Annotated in this window: 18 protein-coding genes and 2 pseudogenes; 10 read left to right on the forward strand and 10 right to left on the reverse strand. The window is 68.4% G+C overall.

Going from position 1 to position 20026, the window contains the following annotated elements:
- The first annotated feature begins 3 nt into the window (after window positions 1-3).
- From IEY60_RS14940 to IEY60_RS14970, 7 genes and pseudogenes are all read left to right on the forward strand, one after another.
- On the forward strand, window positions 4-1161 hold the full coding sequence (locus IEY60_RS14940) for an acyl-CoA dehydrogenase family protein (protein ID WP_189029404.1): 1158 nt from the start codon (window positions 4-6) through the stop codon (window positions 1159-1161).
- Entirely contained in the window at window positions 1161-1916 is a 756-nt protein-coding gene (locus IEY60_RS14945) for an SDR family NAD(P)-dependent oxidoreductase (RefSeq protein WP_189028410.1), read from the forward strand. The genes IEY60_RS14940 and IEY60_RS14945 overlap by 1 nt, the downstream gene beginning before the upstream one ends.
- A 16-nt stretch (window positions 1917-1932) precedes the next feature.
- Window positions 1933-2376 (forward strand): hypothetical protein, encoded by a 444-nt coding sequence (locus IEY60_RS14950; RefSeq protein WP_189028412.1) that lies wholly within the window; start codon window positions 1933-1935, stop codon window positions 2374-2376.
- Entirely contained in the window at window positions 2376-2798 is a 423-nt protein-coding gene (locus IEY60_RS14955; protein ID WP_189028414.1) for a MaoC/PaaZ C-terminal domain-containing protein, read from the forward strand. Before IEY60_RS14950 ends, IEY60_RS14955 begins: the two co-directional genes overlap by 1 nt.
- On the forward strand, window positions 2795-3619 hold the full coding sequence (locus IEY60_RS14960) for a PaaI family thioesterase (RefSeq protein ID WP_189028416.1): 825 nt from the start codon (window positions 2795-2797) through the stop codon (window positions 3617-3619). Before IEY60_RS14955 ends, IEY60_RS14960 begins: the two co-directional genes overlap by 4 nt.
- A gap of 2 nt (window positions 3620-3621) precedes the next feature.
- Window positions 3622-4104 (forward strand): MaoC family dehydratase, encoded by a 483-nt coding sequence (locus tag IEY60_RS14965; protein ID WP_308426102.1) that lies wholly within the window; start codon window positions 3622-3624, stop codon window positions 4102-4104.
- Window positions 4094-4447, forward strand: a pseudogene (locus IEY60_RS14970) (acyl-CoA dehydrogenase family protein); the annotation flags it as partial. The gene IEY60_RS14965 and the pseudogene IEY60_RS14970, both read left to right, overlap by 11 nt.
- A gap of 36 nt (window positions 4448-4483) precedes the next feature.
- Here the strand turns inward: IEY60_RS14970 and IEY60_RS14975 are convergent.
- Window positions 4484-4633, reverse strand: a complete 150-nt coding sequence (locus IEY60_RS14975; protein WP_189028420.1) for a hypothetical protein — start codon at window positions 4631-4633, stop codon at window positions 4484-4486.
- Between the two features lie 22 nt (window positions 4634-4655).
- Between IEY60_RS14975 and IEY60_RS14980 the strand changes: the two are divergent.
- A pseudogene (locus IEY60_RS14980) lies at window positions 4656-5426 on the forward strand (phosphotransferase family protein); the annotation flags it as partial.
- 17 nt (window positions 5427-5443) lie between these two features.
- Here IEY60_RS14980 and IEY60_RS14985 read toward each other — a convergent pair.
- From IEY60_RS14985 to IEY60_RS15000, 4 genes are read right to left on the reverse strand one after another with little or no spacing between them, the layout of a single operon-like run.
- A complete protein-coding gene (locus tag IEY60_RS14985) occupies window positions 5444-6484 on the reverse strand; it encodes an acyl-CoA dehydrogenase family protein (protein WP_189028422.1) in 1041 nt (346 codons plus the stop codon).
- Window positions 6485-6494: 10 nt separating this feature from the next.
- A complete protein-coding gene (locus IEY60_RS14990; protein WP_229739835.1) occupies window positions 6495-7670 on the reverse strand; it encodes an acyl-CoA dehydrogenase family protein in 1176 nt (391 codons plus the stop codon).
- Window positions 7667-9820 (reverse strand): 3-hydroxyacyl-CoA dehydrogenase NAD-binding domain-containing protein, encoded by a 2154-nt coding sequence (locus IEY60_RS14995; RefSeq protein ID WP_189028424.1) that lies wholly within the window; start codon window positions 9818-9820, stop codon window positions 7667-7669. Before IEY60_RS14995 ends, IEY60_RS14990 begins: the two co-directional genes overlap by 4 nt.
- An 8-nt stretch (window positions 9821-9828) precedes the next feature.
- Window positions 9829-11037, reverse strand: coding sequence for an acetyl-CoA C-acetyltransferase (locus tag IEY60_RS15000; RefSeq protein ID WP_229739836.1), 1209 nt, complete (start codon window positions 11035-11037; stop codon window positions 9829-9831).
- A gap of 194 nt (window positions 11038-11231) precedes the next feature.
- On the opposite strand from IEY60_RS15000, the gene IEY60_RS15005 reads away from it, so the two are divergent.
- Window positions 11232-12689 (forward strand): aldehyde dehydrogenase family protein, encoded by a 1458-nt coding sequence (locus IEY60_RS15005; protein WP_189028429.1) that lies wholly within the window; start codon window positions 11232-11234, stop codon window positions 12687-12689.
- Between the two features lie 27 nt (window positions 12690-12716).
- Window positions 12717-13838 (forward strand): NDMA-dependent alcohol dehydrogenase, encoded by a 1122-nt coding sequence (locus IEY60_RS15010; RefSeq protein WP_189028431.1) that lies wholly within the window; start codon window positions 12717-12719, stop codon window positions 13836-13838.
- Between the two features lie 165 nt (window positions 13839-14003).
- Here IEY60_RS15010 and IEY60_RS15015 read toward each other — a convergent pair whose 3' ends face one another.
- The 5 genes from IEY60_RS15015 to IEY60_RS15035 all read right to left on the reverse strand — a co-directional run bounded on the left by IEY60_RS15015 (window position 14004) and on the right by IEY60_RS15035 (window position 20025).
- On the reverse strand, window positions 14004-14609 hold the full coding sequence (locus tag IEY60_RS15015) for a TetR/AcrR family transcriptional regulator (protein WP_189028433.1): 606 nt from the start codon (window positions 14607-14609) through the stop codon (window positions 14004-14006).
- A 188-nt stretch (window positions 14610-14797) separates the two neighbouring features.
- Window positions 14798-15136 (reverse strand): hypothetical protein, encoded by a 339-nt coding sequence (locus tag IEY60_RS15020; RefSeq protein WP_189028436.1) that lies wholly within the window; start codon window positions 15134-15136, stop codon window positions 14798-14800.
- 95 nt (window positions 15137-15231) lie between these two features.
- Complete coding sequence (locus IEY60_RS15025) at window positions 15232-17379, reverse strand: 3-hydroxyacyl-CoA dehydrogenase NAD-binding domain-containing protein (protein ID WP_189028438.1); 2148 nt, start codon at window positions 17377-17379, stop codon at window positions 15232-15234.
- Window positions 17380-17387: 8 nt separating this feature from the next.
- Window positions 17388-18599 (reverse strand): acetyl-CoA C-acetyltransferase, encoded by a 1212-nt coding sequence (locus IEY60_RS15030; protein WP_189028440.1) that lies wholly within the window; start codon window positions 18597-18599, stop codon window positions 17388-17390.
- A 202-nt stretch (window positions 18600-18801) separates the two neighbouring features.
- Window positions 18802-20025: a lipase family protein gene (locus tag IEY60_RS15035; protein ID WP_189028442.1), complete on the reverse strand. Its 1224-nt coding sequence runs from the start codon at window positions 20023-20025 to the stop codon at window positions 18802-18804.
- Window position 20026 lies beyond the last annotated feature (1 nt).

Raw genomic sequence — 20026 nt, forward strand, 5'->3', positions numbered from 1 at the left:
AGCTTGCCCTTGGCACCCACCGAAGAGGAACGCGTCCTGCGCAGCACCGTCCGCGACATCGTGTCGCGCTGGGGCCACAGCTACTTCCAGGAATGTTCCCGCACCGGTGAGCCCATGCAGGAACTCTGGGACACCCTCGGCAAGTCCGGCTTCCTCGGACTCAACATCCCCGAGGAGTACGGCGGCGGTGGCGCCGGACTGACCGAGTTGGCCATCGTGATGGAGGAGATGGCCGCCGGTGGCTGCCCCGAACTGGCGATGGTGCTGTCCCAGGGCATCGTCGGTTCGGTTCTGCCGCTACACGGCTCGCCCGAGCAGAAGCAGCGCTACCTGCCCGGGATCGCGAGCGGCGAGGAGAAGTTCGTCTTCGCCCTCACCGAGCCGGACGCGGGTTCCAACTCCCACAATGTCTCCACCACCGCCCGCCGCGACGGCGACGAGTGGGTCATCAAGGGCACCAAGTACTACATCTCCGGTGTGGACCACGCCGATCACATGCTGCTCGTGGCCCGGACCGGGACCGACGAACGCACCGGTCGCGGTGAGCTGACGCTGTTCATCATCGATGACCTGAACGTCCCCGGTTTCAGCAAGCAGCTGCTGCCGACCGCGCTGCGCGCCCCCGAGCGCCAGTTCACGCTCTTCTTCGACGATGTGCGGCTGCCTGCCGACGCGGTTGTCGGTGAGATCGGCCACGGGCTGCGGCCACTGTTCGACGGTCTCAACCCCGAGCGGGTGCTCAGTGCCGTGATCTGCACCGGGGTGGGTCGCTACGCACTCGAAAAGGCCGTCGACTACGCCAAGTCCCGTGCCGTGTGGGGCGTGCCGATCGGCGTCCACCAGGGCGTTCAGCATCCGCTGGCCGAGGCGGAGATCGAACTCGAGGCCGCCCGCGGCATGTTGTGGCGCGCCGCGGCGCTCTTCGACGCGGGCTGCCCGGCCGGCGAGGAGTCGAACATGGCCAAGTTCCTGGCCTCCCGCGCGGGGATGAAGGCGTTGGACACCGCCATCCAGACCCACGGCGGGAACGGTCTGGCCGAGGAGTACGGCCTCGCCGACCTGTGGTCGATCCTGCGGCTGCAGCAGATCGCACCGGTCTCCACGCAGATGGTGCTCAACCACATCGCCCAGCACACGCTCGGTCTGCCGAGGTCCTACTGATGATCGACCTCACCGGACGCACGGTCGTCGTCACCGGCGGAAACAGTGGACTCGGTCTCGGCATGGCGCACGGCCTCGGCCGTGCCGGCGCGTCGGTGGCCATCTGGTCGCGGACCGCCTCGCGCAACGACGCCGCGGTCGCCGACCTTCGTGCAGCGGGAATCGACGCCTCGTCGGTCGCCTGCGACACCGCCGACGAAGCGGGTGTCGAGGAGGCGATGGCGCGGACGCTCGAGCGGCACGGCAAGATCGACTCGCTGTTCGCCAACGCCGGGATCTCGGACGACGCACCCTTCCTCGACACGTCCCTCGAACAGTGGCACCACGTCATGCGGACCAACCTGGACGGCACCTTCCTGTGCACCAGGGCCGTTGCCCGCCACATGGTGGAGCGCGGCGAAGGCGGCTCGATGGTGGTCGTGTCCTCGACGATCTCCCGCTACGGCGGCGTCGGAATGGCGGCGTACGGGACAAGCAAGAGCGGCTTGGTCGGCCTGGGCCGCACCCTGGCGGTCGAGCTCGCACGGCACAAGGTCCGCGTCAACATCCTCATCCCGGGCTGGACGGCCACCGCGATGAACGACTACCTGCGCGAGAACGAGGCCTTCGTCCGGGCGACCACCGCGCGTACGCCCGCGAGGCGCTGGGCCACGCCTGAGGAGTTCCACGAGGTCGCGACCTTCCTCGCCGAGCCGTCCCTCACCTTCCACACCGGCAACGAAGTCATCGTTGACGGTGGCTACACCGTCTACTGACGAAGGAGTCAACCGCATGAGTGTTCCCGTCGAGACCCTGCAGAGAGAACTGCGGGGACGCCGGCTGCCGGGCGGTGAGATCACCCTCGAGCGGCATGAGACCGCGATCGCCGAGGATGCGCTGCGCGCGGAACCGGACGGCACCGACGCCGCGCATCCGGCCTGGTTCATCATCGCCTCGCTGCGCTGCATGGGAGTCAGCGTCGAGGAGCTGTGCGCGCTGGCCCACCAGGACAGCGGCGACACGCTGCTGTTCGGCAGCTGCCGGATCGATCAGACGAACACGCTGCGGGCCGGCGCGACCTACGCGGCGCAGGCCCACATCGGCGAGGTCGGCTCCCGCCACGCCCGCGACGGCTCCCGGCTGGATTCGGTCGAGGTCGTCGTGGAGCTTTCCGAGGCGGGCACCCCGGCCGGAACTATCACCAGCACATATCTTTTCAAGAGGGGACTGGCCTGATGACAGCGACACCCACGGTCGGCGACGAACTCCCCGAGCGGCTGGTCACGGCCGTCCGCGCAGAGGACATCCGCATGGTGGCCCTCATCCTGCGCGACCCGAACCCGATCCACTACGACCTCGCCGCCGTCCAGGCGGCCGGGCTCGGCGACCGCGCGATCAATCAGGGCGGCGCCACGATGGCCTACGTGATGAACCTGCTCACCGAGTGGGCGGGCTCGCGCAAGGCACTGCGCAGCATCGAGTGCTCCTTCCGCGGCAATGTCGCGGCCGGTGACGACGTCTCGGTCGGCGGTCGGGTGACGGCGGTCGAGCCGACCACCGACGGAGCGCTGGTCGATGTCGAGGTCTGGGCCGACGTCGTCGGCGGTCGGCGGGCGATCGCCGGCTCGGCCACCGTGTTCCTGGCGGTCGGCGCATGATCATCACCGGTGACCGGGCGGCCGATACCGCTGCCCTGATCAACAGTGGCCGCAGCCCTGCCGAGAATGCGTTCGGCGTGGCAGTGAACCTGCGCACCAACTCCCATTCGGTGACCGGCACGCAGCCGGTCGATATTCTGCCGAGCGGTGCCGACGGCCGTCCGGCCGCGGGCGCGCTCGGTGTCCTGGTCGACGACGTGAACGGCCTGTGTCTGCTCGGGGCTTCCACCGAGCACAGGGGTTCTGTCTCGGTCGAGATCTCGATGGACTTCGTGGCACCGCTGCCCACCGAGGGCGTGTTGCTCGCACTGGCGACGGGCACCGATGTCGACGGCATCGTCGGGCACGCCACGGGAACGGTCCGTGACGGCGCTGGGCGTCTGCTGGTCACCGCCAGCGTGCACGGCCGGTTCGTCGAGGGTCCCACGCTCGACTCGGAGGGGCCGCAGCACCCGGCACCGCTGCGCGGCGGCGACGTGCTCACGCTGCTCGGCGCGACCTTCACCGAAACCGACGGCGTCGGCAGCCTGCGACTTGCCGACGGCACCCGCTGGGCCAACCGGCTGGGCGCTCTGCACGGCGGGATCGCGATCTGCGCCGCCGAAGCCGCGGCGACGTGCATGAGCGCCGAATCGTCGTTGCGCACCACGTCGCTGACGGTCGCGTACGCCCGTGCCATGACGGCGGACCGCACCCTGCGGTTCGACGCGCGGTTGCTGCACGCCGGCCGGACGATGCGCGTCATCGAGGTCGTCGGCCACGCCGACGGCCGGCCCTGCACCTACGCCCGGGTGATCCGGCAGTCATCGCCGGGAGAATGAGGATGGTTATGCACGAATTCCCCGACGTACCGTCCTTCCTGGCCCAGGTCGGCACCGAGCTCGGCGTCAGTGATTGGGTCGAGGTCGTCCAGGAACGCATTGATCTCTTCGCGGAGGCGACAGGCGATCACCAGTGGATCCATGTCGACATCGCGCGCGCGGCCGAGGGTCCGTTCGGTGGCACCATTGCCCACGGCTACCTCACGGTGTCGATGGTCCCGGTCTTCCTCCAGCAGGTGTACACCATCGGCCAGGTCGCCTCGATCCTCAACTACGGACTCGACAAGGTGCGCTTCCCACACCCGGTGATCAGCGGCGCGCGTGTACGCGGCCGGATCGTGCTCGCCGCCGTCGAGCCGGCCACCGCCGGACACAAGGTCACCCTGTCGGTGACAGTCGAGATCGAAGGCGTCGACAAACCCGCCTGCGTCGCGCAGGTGATCCACATCGTTATCGCGCACGAGAAGCACATCAATGTCGACTGAGGACGTGGTCGCCGCCACCCGATCGTTCATTCGGAGCACAGTCCTGCCGATCGACGACGAGTTCGACGGTGATGTACACGCCGCGGGCGGCGAGGACCTGCGGCACCGGCTGCAGGCCGCCGCGCGCGAGGCCGGGCTGCTCACCCCGCACGGTCCCACCGAGTACGGCGGGCTCGGACTCGATATGACCGAGAGGGCGCCGGTCTTCGAGGAGTCCGGCTACTCGCTGTTCGGCCCGATGGCGATGAACATCAACGCCCCAGACAAGGGCAACATCCACATGCTCGCCCACATCGCCTCGCAGGACCAGTGCGAGCAGTACCTCGAGCCGCTGGTGCAGGGCAGCCAAGATCGCCCGTGAGCTGCGGCCGTTCCGCATCTACGACGGTCCCTCGAAGGTCCACCGCTGGTCCATCGCCAAGCGGGCCGTGCGCGACATCACCAGCGGGCGCCGATGAGCACCGCGAACCTGACCGCCGACGAGCTCGAGCTCGTCGGCCCACGATGTCGCGCGCGAATACCGTGTCACCGCAGCACTTTCCGGCACCGGCGTTCCGGTGCCGCGGGCCGTGCTGCTCGAGGAGGACGAGTCCGTGCGCGGCGGCGCGTTCGCGATCGCGGAGTTCGTCGATGGCGCCTCGCTGCAGACGCGCGATGACTTCGCCGCCGTCGACGACACGGCGCTGGCCGGCATCGTCGACGATCTGGCAGGCACGCTGGCCGCGCTGCACCGGGTCGACCACGTGGCCGTCGGGCTGGAGCGGTTCGGCCGTCCCGACGAGTACGCCGCACGGCAGCTGCGTCGCTGGAGCGGGCAGTGGGAGATGGTCGGCACCCCCGACCTGCAGGCCGACGGTGTCGCCGTGGCCGCCGAGCTGGCGGCCCGTGTGCCGGAACAGCTTTCGACCGGCATCGTGCACGGCGACTACCGCATCGACAACACCCTGATCGATGTGGCCGCGCGCAAGGTCGTCGCGGTGGTCGACTGGGAACTGTCGACGATCCGCGACCCGGTGGCGGACGTGGCGATGATGTGCGCCTACCGGCACCCGGCGCTGGATCTGATCCTGGGTCAGCCCAGCGCGTGGACCAGCGAGCGGCTGCCCAAGCCGATCGCACTGGCCGAGGCCTACGAGCGCGCGGGCGGAGTTCCGTTGGCGCACTGGTCGTTCCACATGGCGCTGGCGTATTTCAAGATCGGCGTGATCGCCGCCGGCATCGAGCACCGTCGCCAGGCCGGAGCCGGTGGTTCCGGGCACGACACCGCGGGCGATTCGGTCGCGACCTACCTGGAGCTGGCTCGCACAGCGCTTCGCGACTGAGCGAGCCAACCCCCGGCTCACCCCAGGCCGAGAAGTTCGGCCAACCGCTGCCGCTGCACAACCAGTCGCCCACGGGCCGACTGGTTGTGCCGTGCGCGGCGGAACCACAGATGCGCGTCGTGTTCCCACGTGTAGCCGATACCGCCGTGCAGGCGCAGGCATTCCGACACCACGTGGGTGCCCGCCGCCGCGATCCGGCACCACGCCGCCACCGCTGCCAGTTCCGCGTCGGCATCCCGATTCATCGCTGCCGCAACGGCATCGGCCAGCAGCGCGTCGGCCTGGGCAACCTCGCAGGCCAGCTCGGCCAGCTGATGTTTGAGACCCTGGAACGAGCCGACGACCCGCCCGAAGGCGGTGCGGGCGTTGAGGTATTCCACCGATTCGGCCAGCGCGTGGCGCATCAGCCCGAACTGTTCGGCAGCAGCCAGCACCGTCGCCGCGACCACCAGTTCGGTGGCGAGCTCGGCGGTGATGTCGAAGAATTTCGCATCGGCCCCGGCAAAGGTCATCCGGCCCGCACGACGGGTCTCGTCCAGCGGATGTTCGACCGGGGTCACCGTCGCCGTACCGGTCTCGAGCACCGCCAGCCGGTTGCCGATCACCGCGACCACCACGGCGAGATCCGCGGCGTGATCCAGTGTCGGAATCGTGCCGCTGACCTGCTCGCCAGCCGTGAGATCGTGGGCATCGGCGAGTACCAGCGCAGCCGGTGCCGTCCCCGCCGCGATCCGCCCGGCCGCCTTGCTCGCACCGGCCCGCGACAACGCCAGCCCGGCCAGCATCGTCGAGGTGAGCGGGCCGGGAACCAGTCCCGCGCCCAGTTCCGTCGCGGCGATGGCGGCCGCGTCCAGCTCGGCCCCGGCGCCGCCGTCGGCCTCGCCGACCAGCAGGCCGGGCAGATCCATCTCCGCCGCCCAGGTCTGCCACCAGGCCGGATCCATCGGCGCACCGGCACCGGCCCGCGTCGCGTCGACGGGGGAGTGCGCCGCGATCATCGCGCGCACGGAGCCGGCGAATTGGCTCAGTTCGGGTTCAGTTGTCAGCACGCGAGTCATCGGCGCTTCCTCAATTCGCAGGTAGGTCCCGGAACGGCACAGCCAGATCGGCTTGCGGTTCACGGGGCAGGCCGAGTACTCGTTCACCGATGATCGTGAGCTGGATTTCGTCGGTGCCGCCACCGATCGCGAGCTTGCGCGACTGCAGGATGTCGTGGCGCAAGTCTTCGTCCAGGTCGGCGTCGCCGAGCAGATCGACGGCGAGATCGGCGGCAACACAGTTCAGCCGCGCCTTCAGCAGTTTGCCGATCGAGCCACGGGAACCGGGGTCGATTCCGGCGTCGATCTCCTGGGCGAGCTTCTCGTCGGTGAGATCGGCCGCGCGAGCGGCCAGGTACAGGTCGACCAGCTGATCGGCCACGATCGGACTGTCGAGCAGCCCCCGCGCGCGAACCCGACCGGCCAGGCCGCCGAACGACAGCGGACCCTCGGCCGCATTGTCGACACCGAGACCCGCCGAGACGGCCAGCCGCTCGAGCACCAGCAGCGTGCGCGCGGCGTTCCAGCCGCCGCCCACCCCGCCGACCACGGCACTCGCCGGCACCCGCAGCCCGTCGAAGAACACTTCGTTGAAGTCCGATGCCCCGGTCATGTCGCGCAGCGGACGCACAGTCACGCCCTGCTCGCGCATCGGGACGATGAACATCGTCAGCCCGCGGTGCTTGGGCACGTCGGGATCGGTGCGCGCCAACAGGATTCCGAAATCGCAGTAGTGCGCGCCGGTCGTCCAGACCTTCTGCCCGGTGATCACGAAGTCGTCGCCATCGGACACCGCGCGGGTGCGCAGCGCCGCCAGGTCCGACCCGGCCGCGGGTTCGGAGAACAGCTGACACCACACCTCGCGCCCCTGCAGCAGTGGCCGCAGATAACGCTGCTTCTGCTCCTCGGTCCCGAGTTCGCGCACGATCGGCCCGCACATGCCCAGACCGATCCCGAAGACCGCGCCCAGCGGCAGATCGTAGGCGGCGGCCTCCGACCAGAATGCCTTCTCCTCCGGCTGACCCAGACCACGGCCGCCGTATTCGACCGGCCAGGAGATGCCCGAGAAGCCCGCGTCGTACACCCGTCCGAGGAACGCCTGCGCGAAGGCCACGAACTCCGGCGTGCCGGGCGCGGGGACTTCGTCGCGACCCGGGGCGTTGGCCGCCAGCCAGGCCCGGATCTCCTCCGACAATGCCGTGGTCACGACAGTTCGAAGCGGTCGGAGGTCTCGCTGAGCGCGACGATGGCCGCCGGAACCTGGAACCGGTCGCCGTAGCGCTCGGCGAGTTCCGTCGCACGCGCGACGAAGCCCTCGAGCCCGCCGGCGTAGCCGTTCACGTAGTTGATGACACCGCCGGTCCAGCCCGGGAATCCGATGCCGAGCAGCGAGCCCACGTTCGCGTCCGGGATCGAGGTCATCACGCCTTCGTCGAAGGTGCGCAGGGCCTCGATGGTCTCGGCGAACAGCATCCGCTCGACGATGTCGGTGAACGGGATCTCGTAGCCGGGCTTGCGGAAGTGCTCTTCGAGCCCGGGCCACAGCCGGGTCCGCTTGCCGTTCTCGAACTCGTAGAACGCGCCGCCGCTGGTCCGGCCGAAGCGACCGAACTCCTCGATCATCCTGGCCATCACCGGCTCGCCCGGGTGCACGACCCATTCCTCACCGGCGGCCAGCGCCGCGGCCTTGGTCTCCATGCGCACCTTGTGCGGCAGCGTGATGGTGAGTTCGTCGGAGAGCTGCAGTGGCGGCGCGGGATAGCCCGCCTGCAGCCCGGCCTGCTCGATGGACGCGGCGCTGATGCCCTCGCCCAGCATCGCCAGCGCCTCGTCGGTGAACTTGGTGATCACCCGGCTGGTGAAGAAGCCGCGCTTGTCGTTGACGACGATATTCGTCTTGCCGAGCGCCACACCGAGATCGAACGCCCGCGCGACTGCTTCCGGGCTGCTCTCGGCGCCGACGACGATCTCGAGCAACGGCATCCGGTCGACAGGGGAGAAGAAGTGCATCCCGACGAAATCCTCGCGTCGCTGCACGGCGGCGGCGAGCTCGCTGATCGGCAGCGTGGAGGTGTTGGTCGCCAGCAGGGCGCCCGGCAGGTGCGGCTCGGCGTCGCGGAAGGTCTGGCTCTTGAGCGCCGGATCCTCGAACACCGCCTCGATCACGGCGTCGGCACCCTCGAACGCGGCGTAATCGGTGACGACCGTGATCCGGTCGAGCAGCGCCTGCCCCTTCTCCGCGCTGAGCTGCCCGCGGTCGATGCCCTTGGCGACGAGCTTGCGGCTGTAGTCCTTGCCGCGTTCGGCGGCGGCTTCGTCAACGTCCTTGAGCCGCACCGAGATCCCGTTCTTGGCGGCCTGGTACGCGATGCCCGCGCCCATCATGCCCGCACCGATCACGGCGAGGGTGGCGACCGGAGCGGTCTCGCCGACCTTCGGCCGGCCCGCACCGGCGGCGACCGCGCGCAGGTCCAGGAATTTGCCCTGGATCATGTTCTTGGCGACCTGACCGGCGGCCAGCGACAGGAAGTAGCGGGTCTCGATCAGCTGGGCGGCATCGAAGCCCACCCGGCTGCCCTCCACCGCGGCGGAGACAACAGCCTGCGGCGCCGGGTAGGGCGCGCCCTTGGTACGCAGGTGCACGGCGCCCGAGAGCGCGTTGCCCAGCGTCTCGGCGTCGGGCCCAGGGATCTTGTGGCCCTTGACATCCCACGGCTGCGCGGCGGCCGGGTTGGCCTCGATCCACGCGACAGCGGCCGCGCCCAGTTCCTCGGGGGAGTCGGCCAGTTCGTCGATCAGACCGAGCTTCTGGGCGGCGTCCGCGGCGAGCGTTCGCCCGTCCAGAATCAGCTCGATCGCCTTCTGCAGGCCCAGTATCCGCACCGAGCGCACGATCCCTCCACCACCGGGCAGCAGACCCAGGCTCACCTCGGGGAACGCGACCGTGACCCCGCGCAGCGCGACACGGTGGTGGGTGGCGAGCGCGATCTCGAGGCCACCGCCCATCGCGGCACCGTTGAGCGCGGTGACGACCGGCTTGCCGAGGCGCTCCAGGCGGCGCAGGTAACCGAGCATCTCGGTCACCTCGGCGTGGAATTCGGTCACGTCGTCCGGGTTGACCTTGATGAGTGAGGTGAGGTCGCCGCCGGCGAAGAACGACTTCTTGGCCGAGGTCAAAATGACGCCGCGCAGGTCGGCGTCGGCCTCGAGGTCGGCGACGGCCTGCCCGAAGGCGGCCCGGAACGCCGGGGTCATCGTGTTCGCGGCGGAAGCCGGGTCGTCGAAGGTGAGGGTGACGATGCCGTCGCTCGCGGTACGGGTGATCACGTCGGTGGTGGTCAAGGCAGTGTGCTCCATCTCGGTCGTCAGACGCGTTCGATCAGGGTGGCGACGCCCATGCCGCCGCCGACGCAGAGGGTGATCAGGGCCCGCCTGCCACCGGTGCGCTCCAGCTCGTCGAGCGCGGTGCCGGCGATCATGGCACCGGTCGCGCCGAGCGGGTGGCCCATGGCGATCGCGCCACCGTTGACGTTGAGCTTCTCGTCCGGGATGTCGAAGTCCTTCTGGTACTTCAGCACCACGGCCGCGAATGCCTCGTTGAGCTCGAACAGGTCGATGTCGTCGACCGTGAGCCCTGTTCGCTCGAACAGCTTGCGGGTGGCCGCGGTCGGCCCGGTGAGCATGAGCGTGCCGTCGACACCGGAGAGCGCGGCCGAGGTGATCCGGGCACGCGGGGTGAGGCCGAACCGTCGGCCCGCCTCCTCGGTCCCGACCAGGACCGCCGCGGCGCCGTCGACGATGCCGGAGGAAGAACCGGCCGAATGCACGTGCTCGACCTTCTCGACCCAGTGGTAGCGCGCGAGCGCCATCGCATCGAAGCCGTAGGAGCCGTAGGTCGCGAACGACGGTGCCAGCGAGCCGATCGCCTCCTGGGTCACCTCCGCCCGGATCGCCTCGTCGCGCTCGAGCAGCACGATCCCGTTCTGGTCGACCACGGGCACCACGGATCGGTCGAACCGACCGGCGTCCCACGCGGCGGCGGCACGCTGGTGCGAGCGCACCGAGTACGCGTCCACGTCGTCGCGGGTGAACCCCTCCAGGCTCGCGAGCAGGTCGGCCGCGATGCCCTGCGGCTCGAGCCGGTTGTCCAGCACGGTCGCCGGGTCCGACATCATCGGCCCGCCGTCAGAGCCCATCCGCACCCGCGACATCGATTCGACGCCGCCGGCGATCACGAAGTCCTCCCACCCGGACCGCACCTTCTGCGCCGCGAGATTCACCGCTTCGAGCCCCGAGGCGCAGAAACGATTGATCTGCATGCCGGTCACGTGGTCGGGCAGGCCCGCGCTCATGGCCGCGGCCTTGGGCAGGTCGGCGCCGTGCTCGCCGACCGGGGTCGCGTTGCCGAACACGACGTCGACGATCTCGCCGGGGTCGAGGGTGGGGTTGCGGTCGACGATTCCGCGGATGACATCGGTGGCCAGCGTGATCGGCTTGACCGAATGGAGTGCGCCGGTGGAGCGTCCCCTGCCTCGCGGGGTTCTGATGGCGTCGTAGATGAACGCTTCTGTCACGGCCAGATCGCTCCTCATAGATCAACTGTTTGCACTGCTCGACGTTAGGAGGGTGGCGTCCGGCGGGCCGCGGTCTGTGTCGTATTGGGACATGTCCTGGGTCACATGGCGTCGATACGATCGGGGCGTCAGCTCATCTGCGCCTCAGCGGGTTTCTCCTGAACGGCGCGACCAGACATTCATCAGGAGCACCAATGACCGCGACACAGACCCCTGGGTCCCTGCGTTCTTTTGATCAACTGTTCGTAGGCGGTCGCTGGGTCGCCCCTGCCGGTGACGCCCGCATCGATATCGTCTCGCCCACCACCGAGGAGCTGCTCGGCTCCGTTCCGGACGCGACCGATGCCGATGTCGATGCGGCGGTCGCCGCGGCCCGCGCCGCGTTCGACAAGGGCGAGTGGTCCTCCACCACGCCGGCCGAGCGCGCTGTATTCCTGAACCGGATCGCCGACGAGATGGAAAAGCGGCTGCCCGAGATGGCCGGCGCCTTCGCCCTCGAGCTCGGTGCCCCCGACGCGGTCGCCACCCGTTTCCACCAGATCGCCATCGAAGTGTGGCGTCGCAACGCCGCGCTGCTGACCACCTTCGAGTTCTCCGAGGCCACCGAGTGGGGCGAGGGATCGGGCACGCTCTTCCGCGAGCCGGTCGGTGTGGTGGCCGCGGTCAGCCCGTGGAACGGGCCGGTGGTCCTCAACAGCCTCAAGATCTCGGCTGCCCTCGCGGCCGGCTGCACCGTCGTCGCCAAGCCCGCGCCCGAGGCGCCCGTGTCGGTGATGATCATGGCCGAGGCCATCGAGGCCGCCGGTTTGCCCGAAGGCGTCGTGTCGATCCTGCCCGGCGGCCGTGAGGTCGGCGAGTACCTCGTCACGCGCCCCGACATCGACAAGGTCTCCTTCACCGGCAGCACCGGCGCCGGTAAAGCGGTGATGGCGGCGGCCGCCGACCGCATCGCCCGGGTCACCCTCGAGCTCGGGGGCAAGTCCGCCGGCATCATCCTCGAAGACGCCGACCTGTCGGAGGTGCTGCCCACCCTGCTCGCCGCCGGCGTCGGCCACAGCGGCCAGGTGTGCGCGGCGATCACCCGCGTGCTCGCCCCCCGTTCGCGCTACGACGAGATCTGCGGCGCGCTGGCGGCGGCCATCGGCACCCTGAAGGTGGGCGACCCGCGGGTCGATCCCGAGGTCGCCATCGGCCCGCTGGTCGCGCAGCGTCAGCAGAAGCGCGTGCTCGACTACATCGAGCTCGGTGTGCGGGAAGGCGCCCGGGTCGCCGTCGGTGGCGGTGTGCCGAAGGATCAGGATCGTGGCTGGTTCGTCGAGCCGACCCTGCTCGTCGATGTCGACAACTCCATGCGGGTCGCCCGCGAGGAGATCTTCGGCCCGGTCATCGTCGTGATCCCCTACACCGACGTCGACGACGCGGTGGCCATCGCCAACGACTCCGAGTACGGCCTGTCCGGCGCGGTGTACTCGGCCGATCACGCCGCGGCCTCCGCTGTCGCGCGACGGATCCGCACGGGTCAGATCAACGTCAACACCGCCGGTGTCTGCCTGTACGCCCCGTTCGGTGGGTTCCGCCAGTCCGGTATGGGTCGCGAAGGCGGCAACGATGGTCTGCTGCCCTACCTGGAGACAAAGCTCATCATCGGCTGATACCAGCGATCGAACGAAAGGTATTTCATGGTCTACAAGACCCGTGCCGCGCTGGTGATGCCGACGCCGGGCAAGCTCGAGATTCATGAGGTCGATCTCGACGCGCCTCGCCAGGGCGAGCTGACGGTGCGGATGCTCGCCAGCGGGCTCTGCCACTCCGATGATCACATCATCAACGGCTCCGTCGTCCCCGGCACCGTGCCGATGTGCGTCGGTCATGAGGGTGCCGGCGAGGTCGTCGAGGTCGGTCCCGGTACGCCGGGCTGGGAAGTCGGCGACCGCGTGGTATTCGGCTTCGTCCCCGCGTGCGGCCGGTGTCGCTGGTGCGCACTGGGCATGCAGAACCTCTGCGACCTCGGGGCCTTCGTGGTCGTCGGCTCCCGATTCGACGACGAGACCTCGTTCCGCATGTCGCTCGATGGCACACCGGTCAGCCAGTTCTGCGGGATTTCCACGCTCAGCGAGTACACGACCGTGAGCACCGCGAGCGCGGTGAAGGTCCCCAGGGACCTCTCGCCCACCAGCATCTGCCTGCTCAGCTGCGGCGTGCAGACAGGGTGGGGCTCGTCGGTCAACTCGGCCGAGGTCCGGCCGGGCGACACCGTGATCATCGTCGGTCTCGGCGGTGTCGGCATGAGCGCCGTCCAGGGTGCGAGCTTCGCCGGTGCCAGCCACGTGCTGGCCGTGGACACGGTGGAGTTCAAGCGCGAGCAAGCGCTGAATTTCGGTGCGACGCACACCTACTCCTCGCTCGATGAGGCCGCCGATTTCGCGCGGTCGCTGACCAACGGGCAGGGCGCGGACTCGGTCGTGGTGACGGTCGGCGTGCTCACTGCTGCCGAGATCTCGGGCGGTATCGCGGCGATCCGTAAGGCGGGCACTCTGGTGCTCACCGCCGCCGGCGCGGGGAACCTGCAGGTCGAGCTCCCCACCAGCGATATCACCATGTCCCAGAAGCGGATCACGGGCACGCTGGCCGGGGCGTGGAGCCCGCACACCAGCATCCCGACGCTGCTGCGGCTCTACACAGAAGGTCACCTGAAGCTGGACGAAATGGTGACCACCACCTACAAGCTCGACGATGTCAACGATGGTTTCCGCGACATGCTCGCCGGGAAGAACATCCGTGGAGTCGTCGATTTCACGTAGGACGGACGTCGCCGAGCCCGGTCTCGGCGATCTCTGAGAAGGTGCCTCCCGGCCGCACGATATAGGCCGAAACGGGCGGAGCCGGCCGGATCGCTCGATCCGGCCGACTCCGCCCGAATCTGTAGATCGGGCCCGCACCACCACCGCCGCGCCCGATCAGTGCGACTAGTGAATCATGGGTGCCAGATACCGCGCGGCGTACTCCCGCATCTGAGCGTCGTCAGTGAGATCGAGGGTGATCGACGGGAGATTGACGAACGACGCGATGATCCGGATGTAGGTTTCGACAACGATGCGCAGCTGGTCACGGGGCATCGTCGCTCCCGCGTACTGCAAAGTATCGGAGATCGCGTCGATCAACTGATTCATCAGTATCCCGGAGTCGTCGGAGCGCACACCGAGCAGCCGCTCCACGACGTCCGGTTCGATGTCCAGCATCCGCCGCAGGAGCGGAACCTCCTGCAACTGCTTGAACGCCTCGCAGAACGCTTCGACGAACGCGTCTCGTGCGTTCAAGCCTTTTGCGCTCGCGATCAGGCGAGCCATCCACACTTCTCGCTCCCGAGCGCCAACCGCGGACAGCAGCTCGTCCCTGTTGGGGAACCGCCGATAGAGCGTGCTCCGACTCACGCCGGAGAGTCGCGCGATCCGGTCCATGCTGGCACGCCGGAAGCCGACCTCGGCGAACTCACGGGCCGCAGCGTCAACGATGGCCGCTTCCTGCTGCTCCGGCGTCGCGTCCTTGCGCAGCGGCGGTCGGCGCGTGGTCATCAGTCACCTCGGTTCGTCACTTACGGGGCCAGACGGTCGCCCCGCGCGCGTCCAACCCTACTCACGGCGCGCCGACGGACTCGCGGCGGCGCGCCTGATCACGGCAGGGTCAGCTTGCTCGCAGGGCGAATCGAGCGGCAGGCGAAGCGAACCGGCTGCCTGGTGATGAGCGCCCGATCGAACCGTATTCATTCTCCTGGCCTGGGAGAGTGCGGGGCCGAATCGCTGATATCCGCGACGGGCACGATTCGTCCGGCTTCGACGAGTATGTGGAACGCCATGGCCTTGCGCTCGCAGGATTCACGTCGGCATCGCACGTGTTCGCGCATTTGCCAGTGTGCCTGGGCGACGGTGAATCCGACGAGCGGCGCGTGATGGATGTCGTCGGTCGTATCCTGGGCGGCTTTCCGTCCGGCAGCTTCCTTGGCCACGCGGTAGTGCACGATGGTCGATGTCGCGAACGAGAGTGTCACCACCACGGCGATGGCTCCGAGAATCATTGCAGCGTACTGCAATACGCTGTTCAATGATGTGATCCTCTCAATCCGTACTGCTCCAGCGCAGCGCGCTGTACCCCGAGCGGAGCCGAGCCTTGGTGAGGGGCACGGCTCCGCTCCGGACGTCACTCGCGAAGCGACGCGGGTACGTGGAATCGCTCGCCGTACTTTGCCGCGAGCTCATCGGCACGCCGCACGAACGCGGCCTTGCCCTCGCCTTCGTAGCCGGCGATGAACTGGTGCACGCCACCGGTCCAACCCGGGTAACCGATGCCGAAGATCGAGCCGATGTTGGCGTCGGCCGAGGTGGTGAGCACACCCTCGTCGAAGCACTTCTGGGTCTCGATCGCCTCGATGAACAGCATCCGGTCGATCAGATCGCGGATCGGCACGGTCTCACCCGCCACCGAGTCGTACTCGGTGCGCAGGCCCGGCCACAGCTTCAGCCGCTTGCCGCTCTCGTCGTATTCGTAGAAGCCCGCCTTCTCCAGGCGACCCGGACGACCCTGCGCCAGCATGAATTCCATGACGCGGTAGGCGGGATGGTCCACCGGCATGGTGACCTCGCCACGCTCGGCGGCCTCGCGGGTCTCGTTGGCGACCTTCTCCATGAGCTTCAGGTTGAGCTCGTCGGCCAGCTGCAGCGGAGGCGCCGGGTAGCCGGCCTGCGCGCCCGCCTGCTCGATGGTCGCCGGCTCGATGCCCTCGGTGAGCATCCCGATCGCCTCGTGGATGAAGGTGGTGATCACCCGCGAGGTGAAGAAGCCACGGCTGTCGTTGACCACGATCGGCGTCTTGCGGATCGACAGGGTGTAGTCGAAGACGCGGGCCAGCGCTTCGTCAGAAGTCTTCTCGCCCTTGATGATCTCGACCAGCGGCATCTTGTCTACGGGGGAGAAGAAGTGGATGCCGATGAAGTCCTGCTCGCGCTTGACCCCCGTCGCCAGACCGCTGATCGGCAGGGTGGAGGTGTTGGAACCCAGCAGCGCGTCGGGTTCGACGATGTCCTCGATCTCCTGGAACACCTTGTGCTTGAGCTCGGTGTTCTCGAAGACGGCCTCGATCACGAAGTCGACGCCGGCGAAGTCGTCCGCCGAGGCCGTCGGGGTGATCCGGTCCAGCAGCGCCTTGGACTTCTCCTCGGTGGTCTTGCCATGTGAGAGCGCCTTGGCTTCGAGCTTCTCGCTGTAGTTCTTGCCGCGTTCGGCAGCCTCCATGGTGACGTCCTTGAGGACGACCTCGTAGCCGGCCTGCGCGGAGACGTAGGCGATGCCCGCGCCCATCATGCCTGCCCCGAGCACGCCGATCTTGCGGATCTCGCGGTTGGGGATGTCCTTCGGACGGGAGCCGCCGTTGTTGATCGACTGCAGATCGAGGAAGAACGCCTGCATCATGTTCTTCGCCACCGGACCGGTCACCAGGGAGATGAAGTAGCGCGACTCGATCAGCGACGCGTCGTCGAAACCGACCTGCGCACCCTCGACCGCCGCCGCCATGATGGCGCGCGGCGCGGGCATGTTGGTGCCCTTGAGCTGTTTGCGCAGGTTGGCCGGGAACGCGGGCAGGCTCGACGCCAGCGCGGGCGAGGACGGGCTGCCGCCGGGGATCTTGAAACCCTGGACATCCCACGGCTGCACGCACGCCTGCGGGTTCGCGGCGATCCACGCCTTCGCGGCGGGCACGAGCTCGGCGATCGAGCCGACCAGCTCGTCGACCAGGCCGATTTCCTTGGCCTTGGCCGGGCTGTTGCGCTGGCCCTGCAGCAGCACACCCATCAGCGCGTTCTGGATACCGAGCATGCGCACGGTGCGGGTGATGCCGCCGCCCGCGGGCAGCAGTCCCAGGCTCACCTCGGGCAGACCGATCTGGCTGCCCTTCACCTCGGCCGCGATGCGGTGGTGACAGGCGAGCGCGATCTCGAGGCCGCCGCCGAGGGCAGCACCGTTGATGGCCGCGACGACCGGCTTGCCGAGCAGCTCGAGCCGGCGCAGCGCGCCCTTGATCTGGTCGAGCTCGGCCATGAACGACTCCGCCTGATCCGGCGTGGTCAAGATCATGTCCTTGATGTCGCCGCCGGCGAAGAAGGTCTTCTTCGCCGAGGTGAGCACGACACCGATGATGTCGTCCTTCTCGTCCTCGAGGCGCTCGACGGTCGTGGTCATCGACGCCTTGTACAGGGCGTTCATGGTGTTGGCGCCCTGGTTGGGGTCGTCCATGGTGAGCACGACGATGCCGTCGGCATCGCGCTCCCAACCGATCATGTTCTCGGTCATCGGAAGAATCACACCCTCTCGATGATCGTCGCGACGCCCATGCCGCCGGCCACACACAGCGTGAGCAGCGCGTACCGGCCGTTGCGGCGCTCGAGCTCGTCGATCATGGTGCCGGTGATCATCGCGCCGGTGGCGCCGAGCGGGTGGCCCATCGCGATCGCACCGCCGTTGACGTTGAGCTTCTCGTCCGGGATGTTCAGATCCTTCTGGAACTTCAGGACGACGGCGGCGAACGCCTCGTTGATCTCGAACAGGTCGATGTCGTCGACCGTCAGCCCCGCCAGCGCTAGGGCCTTCTCGGAGGCCGGCGTCGGGCCGGTCAGCATGATGGTGGCGTCGGCGCCGCTGGTCGCGGTCGCGACGACGCGGGCGCGCGGGGTCATGCCGGAGGCCCGACCCGCTTCCTCGGAACCGACCAGCAGCAGCGCCGCACCGTCGACGATGCCCGAGCTGTTGCCGCCGTGGTGCACGTGGGTGATGTCCTCGACCCAGTGGTACTTCTGTAGCGCCACCGCGTCGAAGCCACCTGCCTCGCCGAGCGCGGCGAACGACGGCTCGAGCCGGCCCAGATCCGCGACGGTGGTGCCGGGGCGCATGTGCTCGTCGTGATCGAGCACGACCAGGCCGTTGACGTCCTTGACCGGAACCACGCTCTTGGCGAAGTAGCCGCCGGTCCAGGCCGCGGCGGCGAGCTGCTGCGAACGCACCGCGTAGGCGTCGACGTCTTCGCGGCTGAAGCCCTCCATCGTGGCGATCAGGTCGGCACCGATGCCCTGCGGGGCGTAACCGATGTCGTAGTTGGTCGCCGGATCGGCCACGATGGCACCGCCGTCGGAGCCCATCGGGACCCGCGACATGGATTCGACACCACCGGCGAGCACGAGCTCGTCGAAGCCCGAACGGACCTTCTGCGCGGCCAGATTGACTGTCTCGAGGCCCGACCCGCAGAAGCGGTTGAGCTGCACGCCGCCCACGGTGTTGGGCATCTTCGCGGCGAGGACCGCGGTGCGCGCGATGTCGCCACCCTGGTCGCCGATCGGGGAGACGACGCCGAGCAGAACGTCGGAGATGCGATCCTCGTCCAGATCGGGGAACCGGCTACGGAGTTCGTCGATAAGTCCGACGACGAGATCGACGGGTTTCACCGAATGCAGCGAGCCCTTCTTGACTTTGCCGCGCGGCGTACGGAGCGCGTCGAATATGAATGCCTCAGTCGGCACGTCGTAGTTCCTTTCGTGATGCATCTCCCTGCCGCGCGCCCGGTGGCGATTCTGCGGGGAGCGCGGGGCGACACCCTCGGCCGAAGAACGGCAGCAAGGTCCGGATCGCATGTCATGTTAGCAGGGTGACCGTACGGGCGGTCAATATACATGCGGGGAATCGATGCATCGCCTCAACGCATTGCGGGTTGTCGGCATCGGCTCAGCACGTGGTTGGCGCGACCTTTCCGGCGAACCGGTCAGCGAGGTAGGGGATCGCGTAGTCGATGCCGCGCGCTGCCTCGACGAGGTGCTCGCTGCCGGGAATCGCCAGGTGCTCGACGCGAACTCCGTTGGCGCACATGCGATCGACCATCGACATGCCCGACGAATACGGGACCAGCTCGTCACCGGTGGCGTGGTAGTAGAACACCGGCTGCGCGGGCAGACCCGGTTGTGTCAGCGGGCTGTTCTGCCACATCAGGCTCTCGAGCTTGTCGGCGCCCTCGGTGCTGAGGTGTTTGCCGAAATCGAGTCCGGGATAGCGCGCGGTGCCATCGAAGATGCAGTCGGCCTGGCTTTCGGCGATGATGCGCCGACCGGTGTCATCGAGGTGAGACTCCAGCTGAGCCTGCGGATACGCCCGCGATTGCGCGACGAACAGGATTGGCACGCCGCCGCCGAACGGGCCGCCGTTGGCCGTGTCGTAGACCTCGCGCGAGTCGCTGCCCGTACCGCCGTAGGCCAACCCGGCGAAGTCGAGCTCCGGTGCGTAGGTGGGTTGGTACATGGCCGCGATCAAGCTGGCATAACCACCGCCGGAGTATCCCGTCAGTCCCATGGGGGCATTCGGGTCGATACCGGCCGGTGCGAAGGACCGCGCGGCGCGGATGCCGTCGAGGACGCCGTGTGCGGTCATCTTCGCGTTGGTGAACAGCGAATCCGGTCCCTGGTAGTCGGCAACAGCGACGGCCCAGCCGGTGTGCAGGAGCTGCGGCACCGAGGTGACGACATCGCTGACCGCGCCGCCGAGCAGCCCGCCGCCGCGCAGTGCCAGCGATGGCGCGCACCGCAGACCGACACCGTCTTCCGCGGACTGGAACGACACCAGCGGGCGCGGACCGGGACCAGTCCACGGGGTGTTCGGTACGAGCACGGTCACCACGGTGGCGGTGGCCTCGCCGGTGTGGTCGGTGGTCTTGTATTTGACCTGCCAGGCCTTGGCGTCGAGCGGGACGGGGCCGGCAGAGGCGGTGATCGGCCGCGAATCGAGTACCGTGCCGTTGGCCGACCCTGCGATATCGCCTGGTACAGCGTAGAACGGGTCAGCGTCGGGGACGGTCACCGCTGGGTTGTCCAGCGGTGACGCCGCGATCGGACCGGCCAGCAATACCCCGAGACTCGCGCACACTGCCATGCAGGCGCCGGTGGACTTCTTGCGATACAAC

This window comes from Nocardia rhizosphaerihabitans (genome assembly GCF_014646295.1).
In the GTDB taxonomy this organism is placed as follows: Bacteria; Actinomycetota; Actinomycetes; order Mycobacteriales; family Mycobacteriaceae; genus Nocardia; species Nocardia rhizosphaerihabitans.

Excerpts from the sequence above, each read along its gene's own strand:
- IEY60_RS14945 (WP_189028410.1), top strand. The coding sequence starts at position 1,161 with ATGATCGACCTCACCGGACGCACGGTCGTCGTCACCGGCGGAAACAGT.
- IEY60_RS14950 (WP_189028412.1), top strand. The coding sequence starts at position 1,933 with ATGAGTGTTCCCGTCGAGACCCTGCAGAGAGAACTGCGGGGACGCCGG.
- IEY60_RS14955 (WP_189028414.1), top strand. The coding sequence starts at position 2,376 with ATGACAGCGACACCCACGGTCGGCGACGAACTCCCCGAGCGGCTGGTC.
- IEY60_RS14960 (WP_189028416.1), top strand. The coding sequence starts at position 2,795 with ATGATCATCACCGGTGACCGGGCGGCCGATACCGCTGCCCTGATCAAC.
- IEY60_RS14965 (WP_308426102.1), top strand. The coding sequence starts at position 3,622 with ATGGTTATGCACGAATTCCCCGACGTACCGTCCTTCCTGGCCCAGGTC.
- IEY60_RS14985 (WP_189028422.1), bottom strand. The coding sequence starts at position 6,484 with ATGACTCGCGTGCTGACAACTGAACCCGAACTGAGCCAATTCGCCGGC.
- IEY60_RS14995 (WP_189028424.1), bottom strand. The coding sequence starts at position 9,820 with ATGGAGCACACTGCCTTGACCACCACCGACGTGATCACCCGTACCGCG.
- IEY60_RS15005 (WP_189028429.1), top strand. The coding sequence starts at position 11,232 with ATGACCGCGACACAGACCCCTGGGTCCCTGCGTTCTTTTGATCAACTG.
- IEY60_RS15010 (WP_189028431.1), top strand. The coding sequence starts at position 12,717 with ATGGTCTACAAGACCCGTGCCGCGCTGGTGATGCCGACGCCGGGCAAG.
- IEY60_RS15015 (WP_189028433.1), bottom strand. The coding sequence starts at position 14,609 with ATGACCACGCGCCGACCGCCGCTGCGCAAGGACGCGACGCCGGAGCAG.
- IEY60_RS15025 (WP_189028438.1), bottom strand. The coding sequence starts at position 17,379 with ATGACCGAGAACATGATCGGTTGGGAGCGCGATGCCGACGGCATCGTC.